Consider the following 23,048-nt stretch of genomic DNA (forward strand, 5'->3'; position numbering starts at 1 on the left):
CCGCCAGTCGGGCCTGGCAAGGCCGGGGCAGCGGGGTTTCCGATTGCGTTTGCCGAAAGCTAGCAGCTTCGCCTAATATCGCATAAATCGAAAATTCATCCAGACTCATCGTTTGAATCAATGTATGAAAAGTGGCTCAAGGCGTTCCACATGGTGGCTTCCCACGGCGGCGTGGGAAGGGCCGCCAAGGCGCTGAACGTCGGCCAGCCCACCATCTCGGCCCACCTCAAGACCCTCGAGGACTACTTCCGCGTGGAGCTCTTCTACCGCCAGGGACGGCGAGTGGAGCTCACCGAAGTGGGGCGATCCCTGCACGAGATCACCCGGAGCCTCTACGGCCACGAGTCCGAGGCCGTCGCTTTCCTGCGCTCCGCGGGCCGCAGCGAGCACGGGCGGCTGCGCGCCGGCGCGGTGGGGCCCTTCGACGTGATGGAGATGGTTCACGCGTTCCACGCAAAGCACCGGTGGGTGGACTTGTCCGTCGATGTCCTCCCGCGCCGGGAGTTGGTGACCCGCCTGCGGGCCTTCGATCTGGACGTGGGGGTCTTCGCCGACGCACCGGAGGAAGCCGACTTCCACTCGTTCGTCTACGACCGCCACCCCGTGCGCATCATCGTCCCGGCCCTGCACCGCCTGGCGCGAAGGAAGCGAATCCAGATCAATGACCTCGAGGGCGAACCCTTCGTCCTGCGCGACCCCTCGTCAGTCACCCGGCGGGCCTTCGAGCAGGCCCTGCAGCGCGCCGCCGTGAAGGTCCGCCCCGTCATCCAGACCAACAGCCGGGAAGCCGTCCGCGAGGCGGTCGCCCGGGGGATGGGGCTCGGCGTGATCTCGGAGCGGGAACACGCCCCGCACCCGAACATCCATGTCCTCACGGTCGAGGACGCCGACATGAGCACGGGCGCCTGGGTGGCCTGCCTCGCCGCCCGCCGCGGCCGCCCCCTCATCGACACGTTCATGAAGCTGGTCCAGCAGAACCGCCCGGCCGGATGACGGCGGCGGCCGTCATTTCGGTTTGTTGACAATCGAACCTCGCCCTGTAGATTGTCGCCATATCAACTTCACCTGCCCCGCCCCGTGCCCCAATCCACCGCCAAGCCCACGGAAGACCCGCCGCTCGCCGCCCGTGTGCACGCCGATATCGAGAGGCAGATCCTCTCGGGCAAGGTGCTGCCAGGAGCAAAGTTGGTCGAGGAGGACGTGGCCGACCGGCTGCGGGTGAGCCGCGGTCCGGTGCGCGAGGCCTTCCGCGCCCTCGAGCAGGCGGGCCTCGTCCGCATGGAGAAGAACCGCGGCGTCTTCGTGCGCGAGGTTTCCCTGCGGGAAGCCGACGAGATCTACGAAGTGCGCGCCGGGCTCGACGAGCTCATCGGCCGGCTGGTCGCCGCGCGGCTCACCGCCGCGCGCCTCGCCGAGCTGCGCCGCCTGCTCACCCGCATGGAGCTTGCCGCCCGCACCGAGGACGTGGACAGCTATTACCCCCTCAACGTGGCGTTCCACGATCACCTCGCACTCGCCGCGGGCAACGGGACGCTCCTTGCCTCCTATCGCATCCTCGTGAACCAGCTGCACCTGTATCGGCGCGAGACGCTCGCGCGCGGCGCGGGCAGCTTCGACATCTCCACCAGCGAGCACCAGCGCATCGTCGACCTGCTCGCCGAAGGCGACGGCGTGAAGGCCGGCCAGCTCCTCTTCGAGCACGCGATGGAAAGCCGCGAGCGCCTGCACGCGACCCTCCAGACCCCGATCCGGAAAGACGCAGGAACCCCATGAACGCCGCCGTGAGGCCCCCCAGCCGCCCCAGGTTCCGCGCCGAGGCCCTGCGCATCGGCGGCGAGCGCGTCGCACGCGATCGCGTGATCGAGGTGAGGAACCCGTACACCGGCGAGGTCGTGGGCACCGTCCCCAGGGCCTCCGTCGAGGACGTGCGCCGCGCCTTCGCGATCGCGCGCGCGTACCGCGCCACGCTCTCGCGCCACGAGCGCTCCAGCCTCCTCCTCAGGGCCGCCGCCCTTCTTCGTGCCCGGGTCGACGAGGCTTCGGACCTGATCACGCTCGAGTCGGGCCTGTGCAAGAAGGACACGGTCTACGAAGTGGGTCGCGTGTGCGATGTGCTGACCTTCGCCGCGATGGAAGCGCTCAGGGACGACGGCCAGTCGTTCTCCTGCGACCTCACGCCGCACGGCAGGAAGCGCCGCGTCTTCACGCGACGCGATCCGCTGATAGGCGTCATCTCGGCCATCACGCCGTTCAACCACCCGATGAACCAGGTGGCGCACAAGGTCGCGCCGTCGGTGGCGACCAACAACCGGATCGTGCTCAAGCCCACCGAGAAGACGCCACTGTCGGCGCTGTATCTCGCGGACCTGCTCTACGAGGCCGGCCTGCCGCCCGAGATGCTCCAGGTCGTGACGGGCGACCCGCGCGAGATCGCGGACGAGCTCATCACCAACGAGCACGCCGACATGGTCACCTTCACCGGCGGCGTCGCCATCGGCAAGCACATCGCCCGGACGGCCGGTTACCGCCGCGTGTGCCTCGAACTGGGCGGCAACGACCCGGTCATCGTCATGGAGGACGCCGACATCGAGGAGGCCGCCGCGCTCGCTGCGCAGGGCTCCTACAAGAACAGCGGACAGCGCTGCACCGCCGTGAAACGCATGCTCGTCCACGAGAAGGTGGCCGACCGATTCGTCGAGCTCCTCGTCGAGAAGACGAAGGCCTGGACGTACGGCGACCCCTCCGATCCCGCCGTGGATATGGGTACGGTCATCGACGAAGCGGCGGCGAGGACCTTCGAGGCACGCGTGAACGAGGCCATCGCGCAAGGCGCGCGGCTGCTCGCCGGCAACGAGCGCCGCGGCGCGCTCTATTCCCCCACCGTGATCGACCGCGTCATGCCGGAAATGACCGTCGTCCGCGAGGAGACCTTCGGCCCCGTCTCCCCCGTGATGCGCTTCTCGTCGATCGACGAAGCGATCGCTCTTTCAAACGCGACGGCCTTCGGGCTCTCTTCGGGCGTGTTCACCAACCGCCTGGACTACATCGCGCGCTTCATCGCGGAGCTCAACGTGGGCTCGGTCAACGTGCGCGAGGTGCCCGGCTACCGGCTCGAGCTCACGCCCTTCGGCGGCATCAAGGACTCGGGCCTGGGCTACAAGGAAGGCGTGCAGGAGGCGATGAAGAGCTTCACGAACCTGAAGACATTCAGCCTCCCGGCGTTCTGAATGCTTCCGGACCGGCGTCAAAGTGTCATAATCGGCGACTCGAGCCCGACCGCAAGCTCGCCAAAGTGAGGTGATCCTTTCCGAGGGACAGTCGTCCCGACGAAGTCGCAAGCGACCGCAGTGCAGACACTCCTCAATCTTCTCGCCAGCGTGGCCCTGCTCGTCTGGGGCACGCACATCGTGCGCACGGGCATCCTGCGCGTCTACGGCGCCGACCTGCGGCGCGTGCTGTCGAAGAGCGTCTCCAGCCGCGGCTCGGCCTTCCTCGCGGGGCTCGGCGTCACCAGCCTCGTGCAGTCCTCGAGCGCAACCGCGCTCATCACCAGCGGCTTCGTCTCGCAGGAACTCATCGCGCTCGCCCCGGCTCTTGCCATCATGCTGGGCGCCGACGTGGGCACCTCGCTCATGGCGCAGGTGTTTTCGCTGGATCTCTCGTGGCTTTCGCCGCTCGCCATCTTCTTCGGCGTGATCTTCTTCCTCACGCGCAGGAACACCAAGGCCGGGCAGATCGGCCGCGTGTCGATAGGGCTCGGTCTCATCATCCTCGCCCTGCAGCTCATCCAGGCGGCCGCGAAGCCCATCGTGTCGGCCGCGGGAACGAAGGTGCTGTTCGACTCCCTGACGGGCGACCCGATGCTCGACATGCTGATCGGCGCGCTGTTCGCCCTGTTCTCGTGGTCGAGCCTGGCGGTGGTGCTGCTCTCGGCCACGCTCGCCGCCACGAGCGTCATCTCGGTGCCCGTCGCGATGTGCCTCGTGCTGGGCGCAAACCTGGGCAGTGGCGCGCTCACGGTCTTCGCGACGATGGGCACGCCGGGCGGAGGGCGGCGGGTCGCCTTCGGCAACCTGCTCTTCAAGCTGGTCGGCTGCCTGGTGTTCTCGTTGGCCCTGCCGCTGGCGCTGCAGGCCATCGCGCATTTCGACGCCGACCCGCGCCGGCAGGTGCTGCACTTCCACGTGATGTTCAACGTGATCCTGGCCGGCGGCTTCATCTTCTTCACCGACTCCATCGCGCGCCTGCTGGAGAAGTGGCTCCCGGAAACCGCCGGCAGCGGCACCGTCACCGCCGAGCCCCGCCACCTCGACGGCGGCGCGCTCGATACGCCGACGCTGGCCCTTGCCAATGCCGCGCGCGAGACGCTCAGGATCGGCGACATCGTCGAGCAGATGCTCAACGGCATGCTGGAAGTGCTGCGCACCAACGACGAGAAGCGGGTCGACGAGCTGATCCGCCTCGACGACGACGTCGACCGCCTCTACACCGCGGTGAAGCTCTACCTCACCCAGATCAGCCGCGAGGCGCTGGACGAAAAGGACGGCCGGCGCTGGGCCGAGATCATCTCGCTCACCATCAACCTGGAGCACGTGGGCGACGTGATCGAGCGCATCCTCGTCGACATCAAGGACAAGAAGATCGCGCACCGGCTCTCGTTCTCGGAAGCGGGGATGCAGGAACTCGCCGACCTGCATGCGAAGCTGGTGGCGAACCTGCGCCTGGGACTGTCGGTCTTCCTCACCGGGGACGTGAGGAGCGCGCAGATGCTCCTCGAGGAAAAGGAGAAGTTCCGCGACCTCGAGCGCTCCTACGCGAGCCAGCACCTCGACCGCCTCTCGGTCCAGTCGGTGCAGTCCATCGAGACGAGCTCGCTGCACCTGGACATCATCAGCGACATGCGCCGCATCAATTCCTTCTTCTGCTCGACCGCCTACCCGATCCTCGAGCAGGCGGGGCAGCTGAGGAAGAGTCGGCTCAGGCCCGCCACAGCGGCCGGCGACGCCACGGGCGCCTTTACCGCCAAGACCGACCTGGCTCGCGGGGCCAAGTAACACCGCGGCCGGCGCTATCCGGGCCGGGACCCTCCTCAGGCCCGGTCGGGAACAGCCCGCCGCAGCGCACCCCATTGCAGCGCCGCCACCAGCCCGAGCAGGCCCAGGCCGGCGGCATCGGTGACGAGGCCCGGCTTGATGAGCAGGAACGCCGCCGCCGCGAGGAGGAATCGCTGCCACAGGACGAGATGCCCGAGCAGGTAGCCGTAGAGGGAGGCGGCCAGCGCCATGACGCCCAGGACGGCGGTGCCGGTGGCGAGCGCGATGGTCCCCCAGTCGCCGATGGCCAGGAGCGCCGGCTCGTAGACGAACATGAAGGGCACGATGAAGCCGGCGGCCGCGATGCGCACCGACTCGAATCCCGCGCGCCACATGTTGGCCTTCGCAAGCGCCGCCGCCGCGAAGACGGCCAGCGCCACCGGCGGGGTGATCGCGGAAAGCACCGCGAAGTAGAGCGCGAACATATGCGCCGCGGGTGTGACCACGCCCAGCTTGACCAGCGCCGGCACGAGGAGCGACACCATCACGATGTAGGCCGGGGTCGTGGGCATGCCCATGCCCAGCACGATTCCGGCCATCGCGGTGAGGACCAGCGCGAGGATGAGGCTGTTCTGCGCCAGCGCGATGACGATCTGCGTGAAGGTGATGCCGAGCCCGGTGAGGGAGATGACGCCGATCACGATACCGGCGCAGGCGCAGGCCATCGCGACCGAGAGCGCGTCCCGGGAGCCGCCTTCTAGCGCCTCCAGGACCGTGCGCCAGGAGATGCCCTCGCGTGTGCTCCTGCGCATGAGGGCGACCGGAATGGTCGCGACCGTGCCGACGAGCGCGCAAAGCGGCGCGCTGTACGACATCGACATGCCGGCAAGAACCAGCAGGATGGGGATGAAGAGGTGGCCGCGCTCCTTCATCACCGCGACGAAGCGCGGAAGCTCGGCACGCGGCACGCCCACGAGGCCGACGCGCTTCGCCTCGAAGTGGACCGCGAAGAAGAGCGCCACGTAGAAGAGCAGTGCCGGGATCCACGCCCAGACGGTGACCTGGAAGTAGCTCACCGCGAGATATTCGGCCATGACGAAGGCCGCGGCACCCATGATCGGGGGCATGATCTGCCCGCCCGTGGAGGCGCTCGCCTCCACCGCCGCGGCGAACGGCGCCCGGAAGCCGGTCTTCTTCATGAGCGGGATGGTGATCGGCCCGTCCACCATCACGTTCGCGACGGCGCTGCCGGAGATGGTGCCGAACAGGCTCGAGCTCACGATCGCGACCTTGCCCGGCCCGCCCGCCGTGTGCCCGGTGAGCGAGAGCGCGAAGTCCATGAATAGCCTGCCCGTGCCGCTCTTCTCCATGAAGGCGCCGAAGAGCACGAAGACGATCACGTACGAGGCGGATACGCCCAGCGTCGAGCCGAAAATGCCGTCGGTGGACAGGTACATCTGCTCGAGCAGCACCTGCATCTTGATGCCCGAGTAGAAGACGGCGTAGGCGAGGAACACGAGCGCGGTGAGGGGCAGGGACCACCCGATCACCCGCCGCGTCGCATCGAGCACCAGGATGACCGTGAGCACCGCCATCGCCTTGTCCCAGGCGCTCAGGTCGTCGATGTAGATGATGCGATTGACGATGTACTGGTAGTTGACGAAGAGGTAGCCGACCACCAGTGCCGCGGCGGCGATCAGAGCCAGGTCCAGCCCGAGGAGACGACGCGGGCCCCCGCGCTTTCCGCCGGCCGGGAAGAGCAGGAAGACGAGGACGAGCGCGAACAGGAGGTGCGTGCCGCGGAAGATCATCGCCTCGGGAGGCGCGGAGGCCGCGAACCACATGTGGTAGAGCGACATCGCGACCGCGATGCCGCCCGTGGCCCAGCGCAGCGCTGCCGTCATCGACACGGCCGCACTCCTGCGCTACATCGCCCCGACTTCCTTGTAGTACTTCACCGCGCCGGGGTGGAACGGGACGCCGATGTCCTCCGCCATCATCTTCGGGGTGAGGCCGGTCATGGCCTTGTTGATCGCGGCCATGTCGGCCACGTTGGCGGCCATGGCCTTCACCATCGCGTACACCTGCTGCTCGGGAAGGCTGCAGGCGACGACGAGGTGCGCGGAATAGACGATCGCGGGCACGTCCTGGTCCTGCTTCGGGTATGTGCCGCCCTTGATGACGCCCTTCACGTAGCCGGGGTTCATTCTGCGCATCGCCGCGACGATCTCGTCCGTCACCGGCACCATCCTGATGTCGCGCCCCGAGGCGACGTCCATCACCGAGGAGGCGGGAATCGTCGTGCCGAGCGTGAACACCTGCGCGTGGCCGTCCTTCATGAGCGCCGCCGCGTCCGTGTAGCTGTTGACGAAGCTCACCTTTGCGCTCTGGTAGGAGAGCCCGACGGACTGCAGGATCTGCTGCGAGATGAGCTCCGCGGTGTTGCCCTTCGGCTGCACCGCGATCGACTTCCCCTTGAGGTCGGCGATGCCCTTGACGCCGCTGTCCGCGAGCGCCACCACCTGGAAGTACTGCGGGTAGAGGTTCGCGAGCTGGCAGGCCTTGGTGACCTTCTGCGGGTACGGCGGGCGCCCGTGGACGCCGTCGACCGAGGTGATGCTGTTGCCGAAGCCCACGTCGGCCTTGCCCTCGTCCACGCCGCGGATGTTGGCGATGCCGGCGCCGGGGCTGGTCTGGACCTGGAGGCCGGGGATCGCCTTCTCCCACATGCTCTTGAGCTGGCCGCCGAGCGGCACCCAGACTCCGCCCTGCGGGCCTGTCATCAGGCGGATCGTCTGCGCCTGCGAGGCGCCGGCGGTGAATGCGGCGGCGACAGCCACCGCGAGGGAAAGCCTGCGGATCATGATGTGCTCCTCCGTATTGTCGGTTGTCGTTCCGTGTAGGCCCTAGACTTGACCGCGCGAGTATCGCACAGGGTCCGGGGCGGCCGCATTGCGCCAGGCGGCCCCGTCGCGTTCCGCCCGGGACGCCATCGGCAGCGATCCCGGGGACCGCTACACTGTCTCCTTTCGCCAGGAGCCGCCCATGAAGAAGCTCGCAGGTTCGCCTCGCGACGCCGCAGCCATCGTCGAGGCCATCCGCAAGTCGCCGCTCGGCAAGGTGAAGGTCGCCGTGTCGGACATCGACGGCATCCTGCGCGGCAAGCTCCTGCACAAGGACAAATTCCTCGCCGCCGTCGAGGGCGGCTTCGGCTTCTGCGACGTGGTGTTCGGCTGGGACTCGGGCGACCAGTGCTACGACAACACGAAGCTCACCGGCTGGCACCACGGCTTTCCCGATGCGATGGTGAGGCTGGACCTCAACACCTACCGCACCGTGCCCTGGGACGGCGGCATCCCCTTCTTCCTCGGGCACTTTGTGAAGGCGGACGGCTCTCCTCTCCCGATCTGCCCGCGCCAGGTGCTACGCCGCGTGCTTGCGCGTGCGGAAAAGATGGGCTTCGCCGCAATGGTCGGCTCCGAGTACGAGTTCTTCAACTTCGCCGAGACGCCGCAGAGCTGGGCCGCCAAGAAGGGCGTGGGGCCGGAGCCGATCACGCAAGGCATGTTCGGCTATTCGCTGCTGCGCACCAACGCCAATCGCGAGTACTTCAATGCCCTCATGGACGACCTGGGCACCTTCGGCATCCCCATCGAGGGCCTGCACACGGAAACCGGCCCGGGCGTGTACGAGGCGGCGATCATGTTCTCGGAAGCGCTGGAGGCGGCGGACCGCGCGCTCCTCTTCAAGACGGGAGCCAAGGAGATCGGCGCGCGCTTCGGCATCATGCCGTCCTTCATGGCCAAGTGGAGCCAGCAGTATCCGGGTTGCTCCGGTCACCTGCACCAGAGCCTTTCCGACGGGAAGAAAAACCTCTTCTCCGACGCGAAGGGCCGCCACGGCGGCATGTCGAAGCTCTTCGAGAGCTACCTCGCGGGCCAGATTGCCGCACTCATGGAAATGGCACCGATGTACTGGCCGACCGTGAATTCCTACAAGCGCCTCGTTGATGGCTTCTGGGCGCCGGTGAAGCCGACCTGGGGCGTGGACAACCGCACCGCCAGCTTCCGCGTCATTTCCGGCAGCCCCAAGGCGACGCGCCTGGAGACGCGCTGCCCCGGCGCCGACATGAACCCCTACCTCGCCACGGCCGCGGTGATCGCCGCCGGGCTGCACGGCGTGGAGAAGGGCTTGAAGCTCACCGCGAAACCCGTCCACGGCACCAACGAAGGCGCGGAGAACATCCCGCGCGCACCGCGCACGCTCATCGAGACCACGCGCATCTTCCGCGACTCCAAGGTCGCCCGCGACTGGTTCGGCGACGACTTCGTGGACCACTTCGCCGCCACGCGCGAATGGGAATGGCGCCAGTGGCTGGACGCCGTGACCGACTGGGAATTGAAGCGCTACTTCGAGATCATCTAGCGCGGTTGCGATGCGACGCGCCTAGCGGTACTCCGCCCGCCATTTCGCAACCTCCGAGAGCAGGCCCTCGGGTCGCTCGACGATCACCTCGGGCTCCCCGTCGAGCACGCGGCCGCGCTCCGCATCGAGGCAGATCGTCTCCCCTTCACGAAGCGTGCGCGTGCCCAGCATGATCGCGCGCGCCTTCTCGTCGATGCGCAGGGTGGTACAGCCCACCAGGCAGACCTTGCCCATCTGCCGCGCGACCACCGCGGCGTGGGACGTGCGCCCTCCCCGCGCGGTCAGCACGCCGGCGGCCAACGCGATGCCGGCGATGTCCTCCGTACTGGTGTCGTTTCTCACGAGAATGACCGGCCCGCCGGCGGCAAGCCTCTCGCACGCCTTCGTGTCGAGCGCGATGGCGCCCACCGCGAGCCCGATGCTGGCGGGCTGCGCGAACGCGAGGGCCGCCTCGCCTTCGTCCGCGACGCGGCGGCGCTCGATCGCCGCCAGGTCGATGCCGTCGAGCCGGGCGAGCGCCTGCGCAGGCGTGCAAAGGCCCTCGCGCACCTGCTCGACCGCCATGCGCAGCGCCGCCCACGGCGTGCGCTTGGCCGTGCGCGACTGCAGCAGGTAGAGGCGTCCGTCTTGCACGGTGAACTCGAATTCCTGCGCATCGCCGAAGGTCGCCTCCAGCGTGTGGCGCAATTCGTCCAGCCGCTGCGCAACCTCGGGCAGCGCCACCGGAAGACGACCGGTGTCATTGACGGGATGCCGCCCCGACACCACATCCTCGCCCTGGGCGTTGAACAGGAAATCGAGATAGAGGCGGTTCTCGCCCGTGGAAGGGTCGCGCGTGAAGCCCACGCCGGAGCCCGATGTGCCCCCCGCGTTTCCGAACACCATGCGCTGAACCGTGACCGCGGTGCCGATCGCATGGTCGAGCCCGTGCAGCCGGCGGTACTCCTGCGCGCGCGCCGAATGCCACGAATCGAACACCGCGATCGTGGCCGCCTCGAGCTGCTCGCGCGGATCCTGCGGGAAGGCCGCCCCCGTCGTCTCCGCGAAGAGCTCCAGGTTCTCCGCCGTGAGCCGGGTGAGGCTCTCGAAATCGAGCTCGCGCGGGCCGGCCACGCCCGCCTGGGCGACTGCCGTCGCGGCCAGCTCGTCGAAGGCGGCACTATCGGCGCCATGGACGATCTGCGCGTACTGCTGCACGAGGCGCCGGTAGGAATCCCAAACCAGGCGCGGGTTCCCGGTGAGCCGCAGGAGCCCGCGCACGGTGCGGTCGCACAGCCCGATGTTGAGCACCGTGTCCATCATGCCGGGCATCGAAACCGGCGCTCCGGAGCGCACGGAAACGAGCAGGGGCCTTCTTTCGCCGCCGAACGACAGCCCGCAGGCCTGCTCCAGGCGACGCGACCACTCGCCGAGCGCGGCGTGAAGCGGCGCCCGGGCCTCCTCGGGATTGCGCTCGTGGAGCCGGCACCAGTCCGTTCCGAGCACGAAGGCATGCGGGACCGGCATCCCAGCCGCCGCCATCCGCTGCAGGTTGCAGGCCTTGAATCCCATCGCGTTTGCATTGCCCGGCACCGCACCGGCGTGGGGGATTCCGATGCCGAACACCGTGCAGGCGCTGTCGGGGGCGGTCATTGGACCACCAGCTCGCCAAGGACCGCATCGCGAAGCTGCAGCGCCGTGTGCATCAGCGCGTCCGTCGCTGCCTCGAGGTTACGCGCGCACTCGACGAACCCGTAGAGACTGCCAAAGTCGCCCGGCTGCGCCGGGACAAGGATCTTGGCGGCCCGGTGGACCTCGTCGCTGCGCCGCTCGAGGGTCATGATGCGATGGATGGCTTCCAGGAAATCCTGCGTGTCCTCGCGCGGGCTTCCGCGGTGCAGCGTGCGCGCGGTCTCCACGGCCTTGAGGTACTCCTGCACGCTCTCGACCGAAATGGCGGCCAGGGGGCGAAGCGCCGCGTACAGCGGCTCGCCGCGCAAGTCATGGGGCATGAGCGCCAGGTGGAACGCGGCCTCCTCGAGTTCATCCACGATGTCGTCGGCCACCTCGATCAGGTCGCGGTAGGACTGCGCGCGCTCGGAATGGCGCGCCTGCGCGCGCGCGGTGTTCACGAATTCGTCGGCGCGGTGTTCCCAGGCCTTGGCGCGGCGGGCGTTTCGCGCGAACTCCTCGGCCGCGTCCGCAGCACCCGCATTCAGGAGCGCGTCGCGGATCCCGCTCGCGATCTCGAGGGCGAAGGCGGCGTGCTCGGCGGCGATGTCGAGGACGCTTTCCTGCGCCGACCGGAAGTAGCTCACCAGCTCCGCGCGCACCTCGTCGCGCACGAGGCCCTCGGGACGCCCGCCCTGAAGGCCCTGCGCGCAGGTGCGCATGACGTAGCGCATGAACTTCACGGCGGCGTCGCGGCCCAGCACGTCGTCCAGCCGCGCGCCGAAGGAAGACGGCGTCCGGGAGACGAACGCCAGCGAATCGAAGATCATCTGCTCCCCGCCGGCACGCAGGAAAGCCATGTGCCCGTGGTCGTTGTCGGCCGCCCACTTGAGCAGCTCCGCCACCTCCTTCCTGGGCAGCAGCAGCCGCAGGCGCTTCCTCGCGCGGTTCCAGTCGATGAGGAAGACGAGCCGCGAGCCCATGAAGGCGAGGTAGTCCTCGATCTCCGCGGCGCTCCCGGCCGTGTAGGTGCCGATGCACAGGTGGTACACGCCGTCCTTCATGCTCCGGTCGTTGCGCGAGAGCGTGTCCTCCCAGCGGACACGGCGCGCGTCGAAGAGCCCCTGGAAGAACATGAGCCGCTGCATGTGCACGTCGGTGTAGGTGAGCGTGACGCGATTGGCCTCGACGTGCACCACGAGGACGTGCGCATCCGTCGTGCCGATGTCGTTCTGAAGCACCAGCCGATCGCCCGAGCGCGTGGCCGTGGTGCCCAGGCCCGGGTGGTCGAACTTGACGGATGCCGTGCGGTTCACGCCGCGCATGAAGGCCGCCACCAGCGGCCGGTCGCCCGGCGCGATCCCGTAGGCATGGGCGCCGTCGATGATCTCGGACGAGACGCGCACCTGCAGCCCGTTCAGGGCCTTGTGCATGTCCATCACCAGGCGATGGACGCTGTCGGTGCCGTCCTGTCCGCCCGAGGTGAGCGCAACGATCTGGTCGCTGGTGATCTGCTCGTCCGTGCCGCACCAGGGCAGTCCGGACAGGCGCTGGCGGCGCTCGTCGAATGCAGCCACGTCGTCGCCGGAGGCCTTCAGCGGCGCGAGCATCGCATCGACCTCGGCCAGCAGGCGCGTGCAAAGGCGATCCACGCCCGGCATGAAGTAGCGGCCATCCCCGATCCGCGTTGCGCAGGCCGCGACCTCGTCGAACCCCGCCGCGGCCAGCCCCGCCGCCTCGCGCTCGGCGCGCAATTCAGGCGCGGCGCTGCCCGGATGGTCCGCATGGCCCTGCGCGACCTGCAGGACGGTAAACAGGTACTTCGCGCGGTCGTTGGCCGACAGCGCCTCGTTCAGCAACGCAGGCAGGCGCAAGCCTTCCTCACCCAGCGCTTCGACGATCCGCGATTTTTCCATCGCTTCGGGTTTCCGGGAGTCCTCACTGGAATCTACCGGGACGCCGTGTATGCCTCATGTCATAGGTCAACAGGTCGCCAATCGGCGCGGTTCCAGTGCATCATTCGCCGTACCCGCCGGACGATTCCGGCGTTTCACCCGCCCGCAAACCCCCTTTCCAGTCCCTTCCGCCATGGCACTTTCCCGCTTCGCGTTTCCCACGACCATCCATTTCGGCCCCGGTGCGCGCCGCCTGGTCGATGACCACCTCAAGAGCCAGGGCATCGCTCGCCCGCTCATCGTCACCGACCGCGGGCTTGCCGCGCTGCCGATCCTCGCGGAGTTGCGCGCGCTCCTGCCCGGGCTCGCGGTGCAGACCTATTCCGGCGTGCACGGCAACCCGACGAAGTCGCAGGTGGACGCGGGAGTCGCCGCCTTCAAGGCGCACCGCGCCGATTGCGTGATCGGCTTCGGCGGGGGCGCGGCGCTCGACGTCGCCAAGGCCGTGGCGCTCATGGCCGTGCACGAGGGCGACATCCTCGAATACGCGTGGGACCACCCGGACGTGCGCCCGATCGTGAACGCGCTGCCGCACTTCGTGGCACTGCCGACGACCAGCGGGACCGGAAGCGAGGTGGGGCGCTCCTCGGTCATCTCGCACGACACGACGCACGTGAAGAAGATCGTCTTCTCGCCGGCGCTCCTGGCGAAGGCGGTGTTCGCGGATCCGGAACTCACCCTGGCGCTGCCCCCTCCCATCACCGCGGCGACCGGCCTGGATGCCCTCACGCACAATGTGGAGAGCTACCTCTCGCCCGCCTATCACCCGCTTTGCGACGGCATTGCGCTCGAAGGCACCCGCATCGCTGCCCGCGCGCTCGCGCTGGCGGTGCGCGAGCCGGCGAACCTGCAGGCCCGCTCCGACATGATGATGTCCTCGATGATGGGCGCGATCGCCTTCCAGAAGGACCTGGGCGCTGTGCATTCCTGCGCCCACGCGCTGGGCACGGTGGTGGACATGCACCACGGGCTCGCCAACGGCATCATGATCGACCACGTGATGCGCTTCAATGCCGATGCGGCCGCGCAGAAGATGGGCGAGCTCGCGCGCGTCTGCGGCGCGGGGCGCCTCGGCAAGCGACTTCGTGGCCTGGCTCGGCCGGCTGAAGCAGGAAGTCGGAGTCCCCGCGAAGCTCGGATCGAAAGGCGTCACCGCCGCGCACATTCCCGCGCTTGTCGAGGTGGCCGTGAAGGACACCTGCCACCAGACCAACCCGAAACCGTGCACCGCCGACGATTTTCGCCGGATCTTCGAAGGCGCGATATAGTGATGCCTCCCTCACCCCGCCCCTCTCCCGGAGGGAGAGGGAGAAAAGCATGCATCCACTGAAAATCGGGATTTCCGCCCGGCTCCTCTACCCGGATCCGCAGCGCACCTTCCTGCCCACGAAGACGGTGCAGTACCTCGAGCAATCCGTCGCCAGCTGGGTGATGTCGGGCCAGGTGCTGGCCTTCATGGTGCCGGAGATGAGCCTTTCGTCTCCGCACCTGCCGGCCAACGTCACGGTGAAGGACTACGTCGATGCGCTCGACGGCCTGGTCCTGCAGGGAGGAGCGGACATAGCGCCGGAATCCTATGGCGAGACGCCCCTCAATCCGGCGTGGTCCGGGGACCGCGTCCGCGACCGCTACGAGATCGAACTCTTCGAGGAGACGGTCCGCCAGGGCAAGCCCGTGTTCGGCATCTGCCGCGGCTGCCAGCTCATCAACGTGGCCCTGGGGGGCACGCTCTACCAGGACATCAACACGCAGGTGCCGGAGACGCTCCTGCACCGCTGCGACAAGCGCTACGAGGACAACTTCCACGCCATGCGCGTCATCGAAGGAAGCTGGCTCTCCGCGGTGTACCCGGGCGCCGCGATCACGCGCGTCAACACCATCCACCACCAGTCGGTGAAGGCCCTCGGCCGGGGCCTCGTCGTCGAGGCCGTCAGCGAGCCCGACGGCATCGTGGAGGCCATGCGCTGGGAGGGCCCGAGCTTCGTGCTGGGCGTGCAATGGCACCCCGAATTCATGGATCCGTCCGACGCGGCGCTGCTCGACGGCAAGCCGCTGCAGGCCGCGTTCCTGGCCGCCTGCCGCAGCCGCAAGACGACCGGCAATCCCTCGCCCGTGACTGCCGTCATGGCTGCCTGAAGTGGCGTCCGATCGACCAACCCCCGGGAGCACCCGACGGGGAATCCGTCCGGCCTGCGAATCCCCTTTGCATCCACCCGCGGTTCCACCTGCTGCGATCGCCTCCATGCCCACGCTGAGAATCACCAACCCCGCCAACGGCAAGCCCGTCGCCTCCCTCCCCGCCGACGACGCCGCGAGCGTCAAGGCGAAATTCGCCGCCGCGCGCGCCGCGCAGCCCGCGTGGGCGAGGACGCCGCTGAAGAAGCGGCTCGCGGCAATCGCGAAGTTCCGCGCCCTCGTCATCGCGCAGACCGAAGAACTCGCCGCCATCCTCACCACCGAGGTCGGCAAGCCCATCTCGCAGTCCAGGAACGAGCTGAAGGGCCTCATCGGCCGCCTCGATTTCTTCCTGGAGGAAACCGCCCGCACGCTCAGGCCCCGCAAGGTGGCCGGCGCGAAGGGCGGCGCGATGCAGGAAGTGATCGGCCACGAGCCGCTCGGCGTCGTCGCCAATGTCTCGGCCTGGAACTACCCGTACTACGTCGGCGCCAACGTGTTCGTCCCCGCGCTCGCCACGGGCAACGCGGTTCTCTACAAGCCGTCCGAATTCGCGACCCTCACCGGCCTCGCCATCGCGCGGATGCTGCACGAGAGCGGAATTCCCGACGACGTCTTCATCCCCGTCATCGGCACGGGCGAGGTCGGCGCGGCGCTCGTGAAGCAGCCCGTGGACGGCGTCTTCTTCACCGGCTCCTACGGGACCGGCAAGCGCATCGCCCAGGCCGTGCGCGGGCGCATGATCCGCCTGCAGCTCGAGCTCGGCGGCAAGGACCCGGTGTACGTCTGCGAGGACGTGGACGTGGCGGCCGCCGCGGCGGGAATCGCCGATGGCGCGTTCTACAACACCGGCCAGAGCTGCTGCTCGGTCGAGCGCATCTACGTTCACGAGGCCGTCTTCGAGGCCTTCCTCGCCGCCTTCGTGAAAGAGGTGAAGGGATTCAAGTCGGGCGACCCGCAGGCGGAGGCGACGTACATCGGCCCGCTCACCCGCGCGCCGCAGCTGAAGGTGCTCGAGCAGCAGGTGGCGGATGCGAAGCGCAAGGGCGCGAAGATACTCGCCGGCGGCCGGCGCGTGAAGGCGAAGGGCCACTGGTTCGAGCCCACCGTGATGGTGAACGTGGATCACTCGATGAGCGTGATGCGCGAGGAGAGTTTCGGCCCGATCATCGGCCTCATGCCGGTCAAGGACGACGCCGAGGCCGTTCGCCTCATGAACGACACGGACTACGGCCTGACTGCCGGCGTCTACACGAGGGACCGCAAGCGGGCGCAGCGGGTCCTTGCGCAGGTGCACGCGGGAAGCGTGTACTGGAACTGCTGCGACCGCGTGAGCCCGCGCCTGCCCTGGTCCGGCGTCGGGCATTCCGGCATCGGGCTCACCCTTTCCACCCATGGCATCGAGGCCTTCACGCGCACCAAGGCGTGGCATCTCAAGACCCCCTGAACCCGGAGAATTCCATGCGCATCGCCTGGCTGGTCTCAATCCTGCTCGCGGCACCGCTTGCCGTCCTGGCCCAGAACAAGAACTCCAACGACTATCGCGAAGGCTACCGGAGCGGCTACGACGACGGCTTCGCGAGCGGCTATCGCAAGGGCCTCGACGAAGCTTCCCGGGGCGCGCCGCCGGCAGCCGCTCCTCCGATGGCCGTCCCGCCACCGCCACGGACGGGTCCCATCACCGTCTCGACGGCCCACTACGGCACCTCCGCGAGGAGTTGCGACGCCACGCGCTGGGTCGCGCGCAAGGTGAATGGCCGGCGCACCGCGTCGTTCGAAGTGACCAACGACATGTGCGGCGACCCGGCCAAGGGCGACCGCAAGGAGCTCGAGATCACCTACTTCTGCGGCTCGATCGCGAAGACCGCGTCCGCCTACGAGCACCGCACCGTTTCCCTCGACTGCACGTACTGAGGCCCGCGTTTGGAAACGGAACTCGCCGCCCTGCTCCGGACCGCATTCGTGGCGCTGGCCGCGCTGCTGCCGATCACGAATCCGCCGGGCAACGCGCCCATCTTCCTGTCGCTCACGCGCGCCATGGACGAACCGGGACGCCGGGCCATGGCCAGGCGCGTGGGGCTGAACTGCCTCGTGCTGCTCGTTGCCGCCGCGTATGTCGGCAACTACGTGCTCGCGTTCTTCGACATTTCCCTGGCCGTGGTGCGCGTAGGCGGCGGGCTCCTCGTGGCGGCGACGGCATGGCGTCTGCTCGCAGCCGAAGGCGAGGCGAGCGGCGACGCGCCCGGCTCGACCCGCGAGGCCTCCCCCGAGGAAGTGGCGGGCCGCGCGTTCTATCCCCTGTCCTTCCCGATCACCGTGGGCCCGGGCTCGATCTCGATTGCGATCACGCTGGGCGCAAGCCTGCCCGCGCGTGGCGCTGCACGCCTTTCCTCCTCCCTGGGACTGCTCGCAGGCATCTGGGTGGCCTCACTGGCAATCTGGCTCGCCTACCGCTACGCCTCGCACCTCGTGCGGCTGCTGGGCACGTCGGGGACGGCCGTGTTCCTGCGGCTCTCGGCTTTCATCCTGCTCTGCATCGGCGTGCAGATCTGCTGGGATGGCATCGCGGAACTGCTCGCGCCCTGGCGTCCGGCGATGCGGTGAGGAAGAAGACGCGACCATGACCCAGCTTCAAGGCAAGGTGGCCGTGGTGACCGGGGGTGCGGGGAGCCTCGGGCTTGCAGCCGTGCGCGCGCTCCTCGAGGACGGCGCCCGTGTGGCGCTCGTGGACCTGGATGCCCTGCGCCTCGATACGCTGTCGAGGTTCCTGCGCGGCGACCGGATCGTCGTGGCCGCCGACGTCACGGATGCGTTCGCCGTTCGCGCAGCCCACGAGCGCGTTCGCGCCGAGTTCGGTCCCGTGGACATTCTGGTGAATGCCGCCGGCGCCACCTCCGAGGCTGTCGTCGCGGCCATCGACGAGGCCGCCTGGCGGCGCACCCTCGGCGCGCGCCTGGACGGCACCTTCCTATGGGCGCGCGCCGTGCTCCCGGAAATGGCCGCGCGCGGCTGGGGGCGCATCGTGAACGTGGGGGGGCAGGGCTCGGCCGCGACCCCACGCGGGCCGGCCGATGCGGCCGCTTCGGGCGGGGTCGCCTCGTTCACCCTGGCACTCGCCCGCGAAGGCGCGCCGCGCGGCGTCACGGTGAACGCCATCGCACCCGCCTTCGTTCGCTCCGCGTCCATCACGGAAAACCTCTCCGAGGCGCAGCGCCGGCAGGCGCTTGCCAGGATTCCGGCCGGGCGCTTTGGCGAGCCCGAGGAGTTCGCGCATGCCGTGCGCTACCTCGTCTCGCCCCTCGCGGGCTTCGTGACCGGGGAAATCCTGGGCCTGGACGGCGGGCTGCACCTCACCTGACCCTGCGCCGGGCCGGGCGCGATGCCGATTTCTTGATCTCCCTTAAATTTCCGCGGGACGCACCCCGGTAGTCTGGCTCCTCCATTCTGGAGGGTCGATGCCCGCTTCGCCGACCGAACAGTCCGGCGCCCCGTCCCCGGGGGACGCCCTCGGCACCTGCTACCGCTGCATGGCGCGAATGCTCGATCGCCTGGAGCGGCTCGCCGCCGAGTTCGATTCCTCCTTGCACGAAGCGCCGCCCGCGGATGCTGCGGACCGCGCCGGCGCGCTGGTTGCCGACATCGACGAGGCGCTCGCCGTGCACATGGGGGACGAGGAAAAGGACATCTTCCCGGCCCTGCTCGCGGCGGCCGATTCCCCCGCCCGCCGGGCCCAGGCCTTCGAACTGGTCTCCTCGCTGCTGGTCGAGCACCATGAACTGGCGGAGCTGTGGCACGCGCTTCGCATCCCGCTCCTCGCGCTGGGCAGCGGGGTCGCCGTCAGCCTGCCCGGCGGCACGGCCGCGGACTTCCTCCAATTCGCGCGGCGCCACCTGGAACGCGGGGAACTCGAGCTCGCCGACCTGATGCGCGTAATCGGCCCGCAAAGGTCACGCGAGATCGGCGTCGCCATGGCGCAGCGCCACGACGATACGCACCTGCGAATCAAGGACTGCCCGCTGAAGCCCTGAACCGGGGTCGGGCAACTTCCGGTGCCTGGCACCGGAAGGTCGTCAGCGCAGGGTTCTTGCGAGCCAGACGGCCGCAGTGAGGACGACGACCGCGCCGCCCTGGTGGGCGGTGGCGATGCCGACCGGCACGGCCATCAGCAGCGTCGTGATGCCGAGCACGACCTGGAGCAGCGTGGCACCGGCCAGCGTGCCGGCGGCAAGACGCGATTCCTTGCTTGCGGTGCGCGAGGCGAACACCCGCCACGCGAGGATCCACGCACCCGCGAGGACGACGAGCGCGAGCGTGCGGTGCACGAACTGCACGGTGGCCATGTTGTAGGCGAAATTGCGCCACCACGGCTCGATCAGCAGGATCTCGGGCGGAACCCAGTGGCCGTTCATGAGTGGCCAGGTGTTGTAGGCGAAGCCGGCGCGGATGCCGGCCACGAACCCGCCAGTGAGCGCCATCGCGAACACGACGACAGCGAAGGCGAGACCGGCGCGCCGCAGTGCGTCGGTCGCGCCCGACCGCGCCGGGCGCAGGATGCCATGCGCCACCCAGAACATGCACGCGTATATGAGCAGCGCCAGGCCCAGGTGTGCCGTGAGCCGGAACTGGCTCACCTGCGGATCGTCCACCAGACCGCTCTTCACCATGTACCACCCCATCCCGCCCTGCAGCCCGCCCAGCAGCAGGATGCCCGCGAGCTTCCAGCCCAGGGGCCGGTCCAGCCGCCCGCGCAGCCAGAAGTAGAGGAAAGGCACGAAGAAGGCCACGCCGATGAGTCGCCCGAGCAGCCGATGGAAATACTCCCACCAGAAGATCGACTTGAACCCCTCGAGGCCCATGTCGTGGTTGCGCAGCCTGAACTCGGGCGTGAGCTTGTACTTGTCGAAGGTCTCGGCCCACTGCGCCTCGTTCAGGGGCGGGAGCGCGCCCACCAGGGGCTTCCACTCGACGATGGACAGGCCGGAATGGGTGAGGCGGGTCGCCCCGCCCACCACGACCATCGCAAAGACCAGGGCGCAGCAGGCCAGCAGCCAGAAAGCCACAGCCCGGCGGCCCTTGCCCGGGGTCGCGTAAGGGGAGGCCGCCGCCGCGGCGATCGGGAGGGCGTTCACGGGGTCCATTTTAGGTGCCGGCTCCACTTCCGGCCATGTCCCGAAGGCCCAAAAAGGCTTTTCTTGAACCCGTTCAAGTTTTTCCGGCGCCCGGCTGCCTAGCATACCCCCGGTGACGTGCCGAACCTCGCGGCCCGCGCCCATTCCAGGAGAAGTCCCCATGAGCCAGGTACCCGCCACGCCCGGTGCGGCCGACGATGCCGACGTGCACGACGAACCGATTCCGATGATGCAGCAACTCATCGACAACCCGTTCCTGCTCCTGTTCCTCGGGGTCGCGATGCCCACCGTCCTCTACATCGTCTGGGGCGTGATGGAAATCGTGGGCATCCCGCTCACCAAGTGACCGCCGCGACCACCCCGGAGAAGACCCCATGAGCGCCATCCAATCCCCGCCCCAGAGAGTCTGGTGGAAGCAACCCCTCGACCGAGTCGAAGGCACCTGGATCGTCATCGCCTTCGTGTGGTGCATGGTCATGTTCTTCATGATGCCGTACTGGCACGTCTACGGTAAGCAGAACCTCTCCAACGAGGCCTACCGCTCCACGCCCGAGGCGTTCCTCGCCAAGGCGCAGGCGATGGTGGACAAGCACACCGTGCGCACCGTCACGGAGCAGAACATTCCCGTCGTGCACCCCGTGCCGGGCGCCGACGTCTATCTCGTGGCGCGCCTGTGGCAGTGGTGGCCGGTGCTGGAACTCGAGGAAGGCCAGACCTACCGCCTGCACATCATGTCCACCGACTGGCTGCACGGCTTCTCCCTGCAGCCCGAGAACATCAACATCCAGGTGCATCCCGGCTACGAGCACGTCGTGACCATGACGCCCACCAAGGAAGGCACCTACTCGATCATCTGCAACGAGTACTGCGGCATCAACCACCACACGATGGCGAGCAAGCTCTACGTCGTCAAACCGAAGAAGCAGTAGGGAGATCGCCATGGCCGTCAATCGCAATTTCCGCACCTGCCCGTCCACCGGACTCGTCTACCACGAGCCCGCCGAGGCGCTCATCCGCTGGAACGCCGTCGCCGGCGTCGTCTCGCTCCTCGTGGGCGGCGTCCTGGCCCTGCTGGTCACGCTCACGCGCTGGCCGGCGGTGAGGCTCCTGCCGCCCGACTGGTTCTACCTCGTGCTCACCGCGCATGGCCTGGACATGCTGGTGTTCTGGATCATCTTCTTCGAGATCGCGGTGCTCTACTTCGCCGCCTCGACGCTGCTCAAGTGCCGCCTGGCGACGCCGAAGGTGGCCTGGGTGGCCTTCTGGCTGATGATCGTGGGCGCGATCACGAACAACGTCGCCGTGTTCAAGGGCGATTCCAGCGTCATGTTCACGTCCTACGTGCCGATGGGGGCTCACCCGCTCTTCTACCTCGGGCTCATCCTCTTCGCCGTGGGCGCGCTCGTCGCCTGCTTCGTGTTCTTCGGCACGCTCGTCGTGGGCAAGTCGGAGAAGACCTACAACGGCTCGATCCCGCTGGTGACCTTCGGCGCCGTGACCGCGGCGATCATCGCGGTATTCACCATCGCCGCGGGCGCCATCATCCTGATACCGACCTTCATGTGGTCCGTGGGGCTGGTCTCGCACATCGACTCCCTCATGTACCGCACGGTCTGGTGGGCGTTCGGGCACTCCTCGCAGCAGATCAACGTCGCCGCGCACGTGTCCGTGTGGTACGCGATCGCCGCCATCGTCTTCGGCGCCAAGCCGATGAGCGAGAAGGTGAGCCGCACGGCCTTCGTGCTCTACATCCTGTTCCTGCAGCTCGCGAGCGCGCACCACCTGCTCGCCGACCCGGGCCTCACCTCCAACTGGAAGATCTTCAACACCAGCTACGCGATGTACCTCGCCGTGCTCGCCTCCATGGTGCACGGCCTCACGGTGCCGGGCGCGATCGAGGTGGCGCAGCGCGAGAAGGGCTTCAACAAGGGCCTTTTCGAGTGGCTGAGGAAGGCCCCGTGGGGCAATCCCAGCTTCTCGGGCATGTTCATGTCGCTCGTGGGCTTCGGCTTCCTGGGCGGGATCTCGGGCGTCATGATGGGCACCGAGCAGTTGAACCTCATCATCCACAACACGATCTACGTGCCGGGCCACTTCCACGCGACGGTGGTCGTGGGAACCACGCTCGCCTTCATGGCGCTCACGTACTTCCTGATCCCGACCCTTTTCCGGCGCGAACTGATGTTCCCGGCGATGGCCAAGTGGCAGACCTACGTCTATGGCCTGGGCATGATGGGATTCTCGGTCTTCATGATGGGCGCCGGAACGCTCGGCGTGCCGCGCCGCCATTGGGACATGGCCTTTTCCGGCGCGGTCCTGCCGCACGAGTTCCCCGGCACGGCCTATCTCATGATGGGCCTCATGGCGGTCTCGGGCATCCTCGCGACCGTGGGCGGCGCGATGTTCCTCATCAACACGGTGGGGTCGGTGTTCCTCGGCAAGAAGATCCAGACGCCGGGCTTCGCCCGCGTGTCGGTGAAGGATGGCATGGCCCCGGCGCCGACGCCGGAATTCGCGGCGCCCGCAGTCCCCGCGGTGCACGGCTCCATCGGCATCGGCGGTTTCGTGGCGCCGGGCACCTTCGTGCTGGCGATGGTGTTCCTCACGTCTTTCATCCTCTACTACTTCGTGAACTGGAAGTACCTGTCGACCGTCTGGCCGCTGAAGTAGGCTCGGGCGAT

19 protein-coding genes and 1 pseudogene are annotated in these 23,048 nt (G+C 68.2%); 15 read left to right on the forward strand and 5 right to left on the reverse strand.

Translation table 11 applies throughout. The annotated features are described in order from the left end of the window. Positions 1 to 120 precede the first annotated feature (120 nt). From IPP91_19135 to IPP91_19150, 4 genes are all read left to right on the forward strand, one after another. Complete coding sequence (locus IPP91_19135) at positions 121 to 993, forward strand: LysR family transcriptional regulator (protein MBL0144157.1); 873 nt, start codon at positions 121 to 123, stop codon at positions 991 to 993. A gap of 84 nt (positions 994 to 1,077) precedes the next feature. Next, positions 1,078 to 1,773 carry an FCD domain-containing protein gene (locus IPP91_19140; protein ID MBL0144158.1) on the forward strand — a complete coding sequence of 232 codons (696 nt, stop codon included), beginning with the start codon at positions 1,078 to 1,080 and terminating at the stop codon, positions 1,771 to 1,773. Then, entirely contained in the window at positions 1,770 to 3,227 is a 1,458-nt protein-coding gene (gene phnY, locus IPP91_19145) for a phosphonoacetaldehyde dehydrogenase (protein ID MBL0144159.1), read from the forward strand. The genes IPP91_19140 and phnY overlap by 4 nt, the downstream gene beginning before the upstream one ends. Before the next feature lie 120 nt (positions 3,228 to 3,347). Further along, positions 3,348 to 5,054, forward strand: coding sequence for a Na/Pi cotransporter family protein (locus tag IPP91_19150; GenBank protein ID MBL0144160.1), 1,707 nt, complete (start codon positions 3,348 to 3,350; stop codon positions 5,052 to 5,054). 35 nt (positions 5,055 to 5,089) lie between these two features. On the opposite strand, the gene IPP91_19155 is transcribed toward IPP91_19150, so the two are convergent. Both IPP91_19155 and IPP91_19160 read right to left on the reverse strand, forming a co-directional pair. Beyond that, positions 5,090 to 6,937 carry a TRAP transporter fused permease subunit gene (locus IPP91_19155; protein MBL0144161.1) on the reverse strand — a complete coding sequence of 616 codons (1,848 nt, stop codon included), beginning with the start codon at positions 6,935 to 6,937 and terminating at the stop codon, positions 5,090 to 5,092. A gap of 21 nt (positions 6,938 to 6,958) precedes the next feature. Then, entirely contained in the window at positions 6,959 to 7,897 is a 939-nt protein-coding gene (locus IPP91_19160; GenBank protein MBL0144162.1) for a TAXI family TRAP transporter solute-binding subunit, read from the reverse strand. Positions 7,898 to 8,078: 181 nt separating this feature from the next. On the opposite strand from IPP91_19160, the gene IPP91_19165 reads away from it, so the two are divergent. Then, positions 8,079 to 9,458 carry a glutamine synthetase gene (locus tag IPP91_19165; GenBank protein MBL0144163.1) on the forward strand — a complete coding sequence of 460 codons (1,380 nt, stop codon included), beginning with the start codon at positions 8,079 to 8,081 and terminating at the stop codon, positions 9,456 to 9,458. Between the two features lie 21 nt (positions 9,459 to 9,479). On the opposite strand, the gene IPP91_19170 is transcribed toward IPP91_19165, so the two are convergent. Next, positions 9,480 to 11,090 carry a pyruvate, phosphate dikinase gene (locus IPP91_19170; protein MBL0144164.1) on the reverse strand — a complete coding sequence of 537 codons (1,611 nt, stop codon included), beginning with the start codon at positions 11,088 to 11,090 and terminating at the stop codon, positions 9,480 to 9,482. Beyond that, positions 11,087 to 13,024, reverse strand: coding sequence for a DUF47 family protein (locus IPP91_19175; protein ID MBL0144165.1), 1,938 nt, complete (start codon positions 13,022 to 13,024; stop codon positions 11,087 to 11,089). Before IPP91_19175 ends, IPP91_19170 begins: the two co-directional genes overlap by 4 nt. Positions 13,025 to 13,196: 172 nt before the next feature. Here IPP91_19175 and IPP91_19180 point away from each other — a divergent pair. The 7 genes and pseudogenes from IPP91_19180 (at position 13,197) to IPP91_19210 (ending at position 19,266) form a co-directional block, all read left to right on the forward strand. Further along, positions 13,197 to 14,331: pseudogene (locus IPP91_19180) on the forward strand (iron-containing alcohol dehydrogenase). A gap of 49 nt (positions 14,332 to 14,380) precedes the next feature. Continuing rightward, a complete protein-coding gene (locus tag IPP91_19185; protein ID MBL0144166.1) occupies positions 14,381 to 15,199 on the forward strand; it encodes a gamma-glutamyl-gamma-aminobutyrate hydrolase family protein in 819 nt (272 codons plus the stop codon). 106 nt (positions 15,200 to 15,305) lie between these two features. Next, positions 15,306 to 16,685, forward strand: a complete 1,380-nt coding sequence (locus IPP91_19190) for an aldehyde dehydrogenase family protein (GenBank protein MBL0144167.1) — start codon at positions 15,306 to 15,308, stop codon at positions 16,683 to 16,685. Between the two features lie 14 nt (positions 16,686 to 16,699). Then, the gene (locus IPP91_19195) at positions 16,700 to 17,152 is read left to right on the forward strand and encodes a hypothetical protein (GenBank protein ID MBL0144168.1); all 453 of its coding nucleotides are present in this window, start codon (positions 16,700 to 16,702) and stop codon (positions 17,150 to 17,152) included. Positions 17,153 to 17,161: 9 nt separating this feature from the next. After that, a complete protein-coding gene (locus IPP91_19200; protein MBL0144169.1) occupies positions 17,162 to 17,842 on the forward strand; it encodes an NAAT family transporter in 681 nt (226 codons plus the stop codon). Between the two features lie 16 nt (positions 17,843 to 17,858). Beyond that, positions 17,859 to 18,596 (forward strand): SDR family oxidoreductase, encoded by a 738-nt coding sequence (locus IPP91_19205; GenBank protein MBL0144170.1) that lies wholly within the window; start codon positions 17,859 to 17,861, stop codon positions 18,594 to 18,596. Positions 18,597 to 18,693: 97 nt separating this feature from the next. Further along, positions 18,694 to 19,266 carry a hemerythrin domain-containing protein gene (locus IPP91_19210; protein MBL0144171.1) on the forward strand — a complete coding sequence of 191 codons (573 nt, stop codon included), beginning with the start codon at positions 18,694 to 18,696 and terminating at the stop codon, positions 19,264 to 19,266. Positions 19,267 to 19,308: 42 nt separating this feature from the next. Here the strand turns inward: IPP91_19210 and IPP91_19215 are convergent, their stop codons facing one another. Beyond that, positions 19,309 to 20,376 (reverse strand): COX15/CtaA family protein, encoded by a 1,068-nt coding sequence (locus IPP91_19215; GenBank protein ID MBL0144172.1) that lies wholly within the window; start codon positions 20,374 to 20,376, stop codon positions 19,309 to 19,311. Positions 20,377 to 20,527: 151 nt separating this feature from the next. On the opposite strand from IPP91_19215, the gene IPP91_19220 reads away from it, so the two are divergent. Genes IPP91_19220 through IPP91_19230 form a run of 3 tightly spaced genes read left to right on the forward strand, consistent with a single transcriptional unit; the run spans position 20,528 to position 23,037 of the window. Continuing rightward, on the forward strand, positions 20,528 to 20,713 hold the full coding sequence (locus IPP91_19220) for a hypothetical protein (protein MBL0144173.1): 186 nt from the start codon (positions 20,528 to 20,530) through the stop codon (positions 20,711 to 20,713). Positions 20,714 to 20,741: 28 nt separating this feature from the next. Continuing rightward, positions 20,742 to 21,296 carry a cytochrome C oxidase subunit II gene (locus tag IPP91_19225; GenBank protein ID MBL0144174.1) on the forward strand — a complete coding sequence of 185 codons (555 nt, stop codon included), beginning with the start codon at positions 20,742 to 20,744 and terminating at the stop codon, positions 21,294 to 21,296. A gap of 10 nt (positions 21,297 to 21,306) precedes the next feature. After that, a complete protein-coding gene (locus IPP91_19230) occupies positions 21,307 to 23,037 on the forward strand; it encodes a cbb3-type cytochrome c oxidase subunit I (GenBank protein MBL0144175.1) in 1,731 nt (576 codons plus the stop codon). Positions 23,038 to 23,048 lie beyond the last annotated feature (11 nt).

Source organism: Betaproteobacteria bacterium (assembly GCA_016720855.1).
Classification (GTDB): domain Bacteria; phylum Pseudomonadota; class Gammaproteobacteria; order Burkholderiales; family Usitatibacteraceae; genus FEB-7.

Bases quoted from the DNA above. Each gene is read 5' to 3' on its own strand.
- IPP91_19135 (MBL0144157.1), top strand. From the start codon at position 121: ATGTATGAAAAGTGGCTCAAGGCGTTCCACATGGTGGCTTCCCACGGC.
- phnY (MBL0144159.1), top strand. From the start codon at position 1,770: ATGAACGCCGCCGTGAGGCCCCCCAGCCGCCCCAGGTTCCGCGCCGAG.
- IPP91_19155 (MBL0144161.1), bottom strand. From the start codon at position 6,937: ATGACGGCAGCGCTGCGCTGGGCCACGGGCGGCATCGCGGTCGCGATG.
- IPP91_19160 (MBL0144162.1), bottom strand. From the start codon at position 7,897: ATGATCCGCAGGCTTTCCCTCGCGGTGGCTGTCGCCGCCGCATTCACC.
- IPP91_19165 (MBL0144163.1), top strand. From the start codon at position 8,079: ATGAAGAAGCTCGCAGGTTCGCCTCGCGACGCCGCAGCCATCGTCGAG.
- IPP91_19170 (MBL0144164.1), bottom strand. From the start codon at position 11,090: ATGACCGCCCCCGACAGCGCCTGCACGGTGTTCGGCATCGGAATCCCC.
- IPP91_19175 (MBL0144165.1), bottom strand. From the start codon at position 13,024: ATGGAAAAATCGCGGATCGTCGAAGCGCTGGGTGAGGAAGGCTTGCGC.
- IPP91_19185 (MBL0144166.1), top strand. From the start codon at position 14,381: ATGCATCCACTGAAAATCGGGATTTCCGCCCGGCTCCTCTACCCGGAT.
- IPP91_19190 (MBL0144167.1), top strand. From the start codon at position 15,306: ATGCCCACGCTGAGAATCACCAACCCCGCCAACGGCAAGCCCGTCGCC.
- IPP91_19195 (MBL0144168.1), top strand. From the start codon at position 16,700: ATGCGCATCGCCTGGCTGGTCTCAATCCTGCTCGCGGCACCGCTTGCC.
- IPP91_19205 (MBL0144170.1), top strand. From the start codon at position 17,859: ATGACCCAGCTTCAAGGCAAGGTGGCCGTGGTGACCGGGGGTGCGGGG.
- IPP91_19210 (MBL0144171.1), top strand. From the start codon at position 18,694: ATGCCCGCTTCGCCGACCGAACAGTCCGGCGCCCCGTCCCCGGGGGAC.
- IPP91_19215 (MBL0144172.1), bottom strand. From the start codon at position 20,376: ATGGACCCCGTGAACGCCCTCCCGATCGCCGCGGCGGCGGCCTCCCCT.
- IPP91_19220 (MBL0144173.1), top strand. From the start codon at position 20,528: ATGAGCCAGGTACCCGCCACGCCCGGTGCGGCCGACGATGCCGACGTG.
- IPP91_19225 (MBL0144174.1), top strand. From the start codon at position 20,742: ATGAGCGCCATCCAATCCCCGCCCCAGAGAGTCTGGTGGAAGCAACCC.
- IPP91_19230 (MBL0144175.1), top strand. From the start codon at position 21,307: ATGGCCGTCAATCGCAATTTCCGCACCTGCCCGTCCACCGGACTCGTC.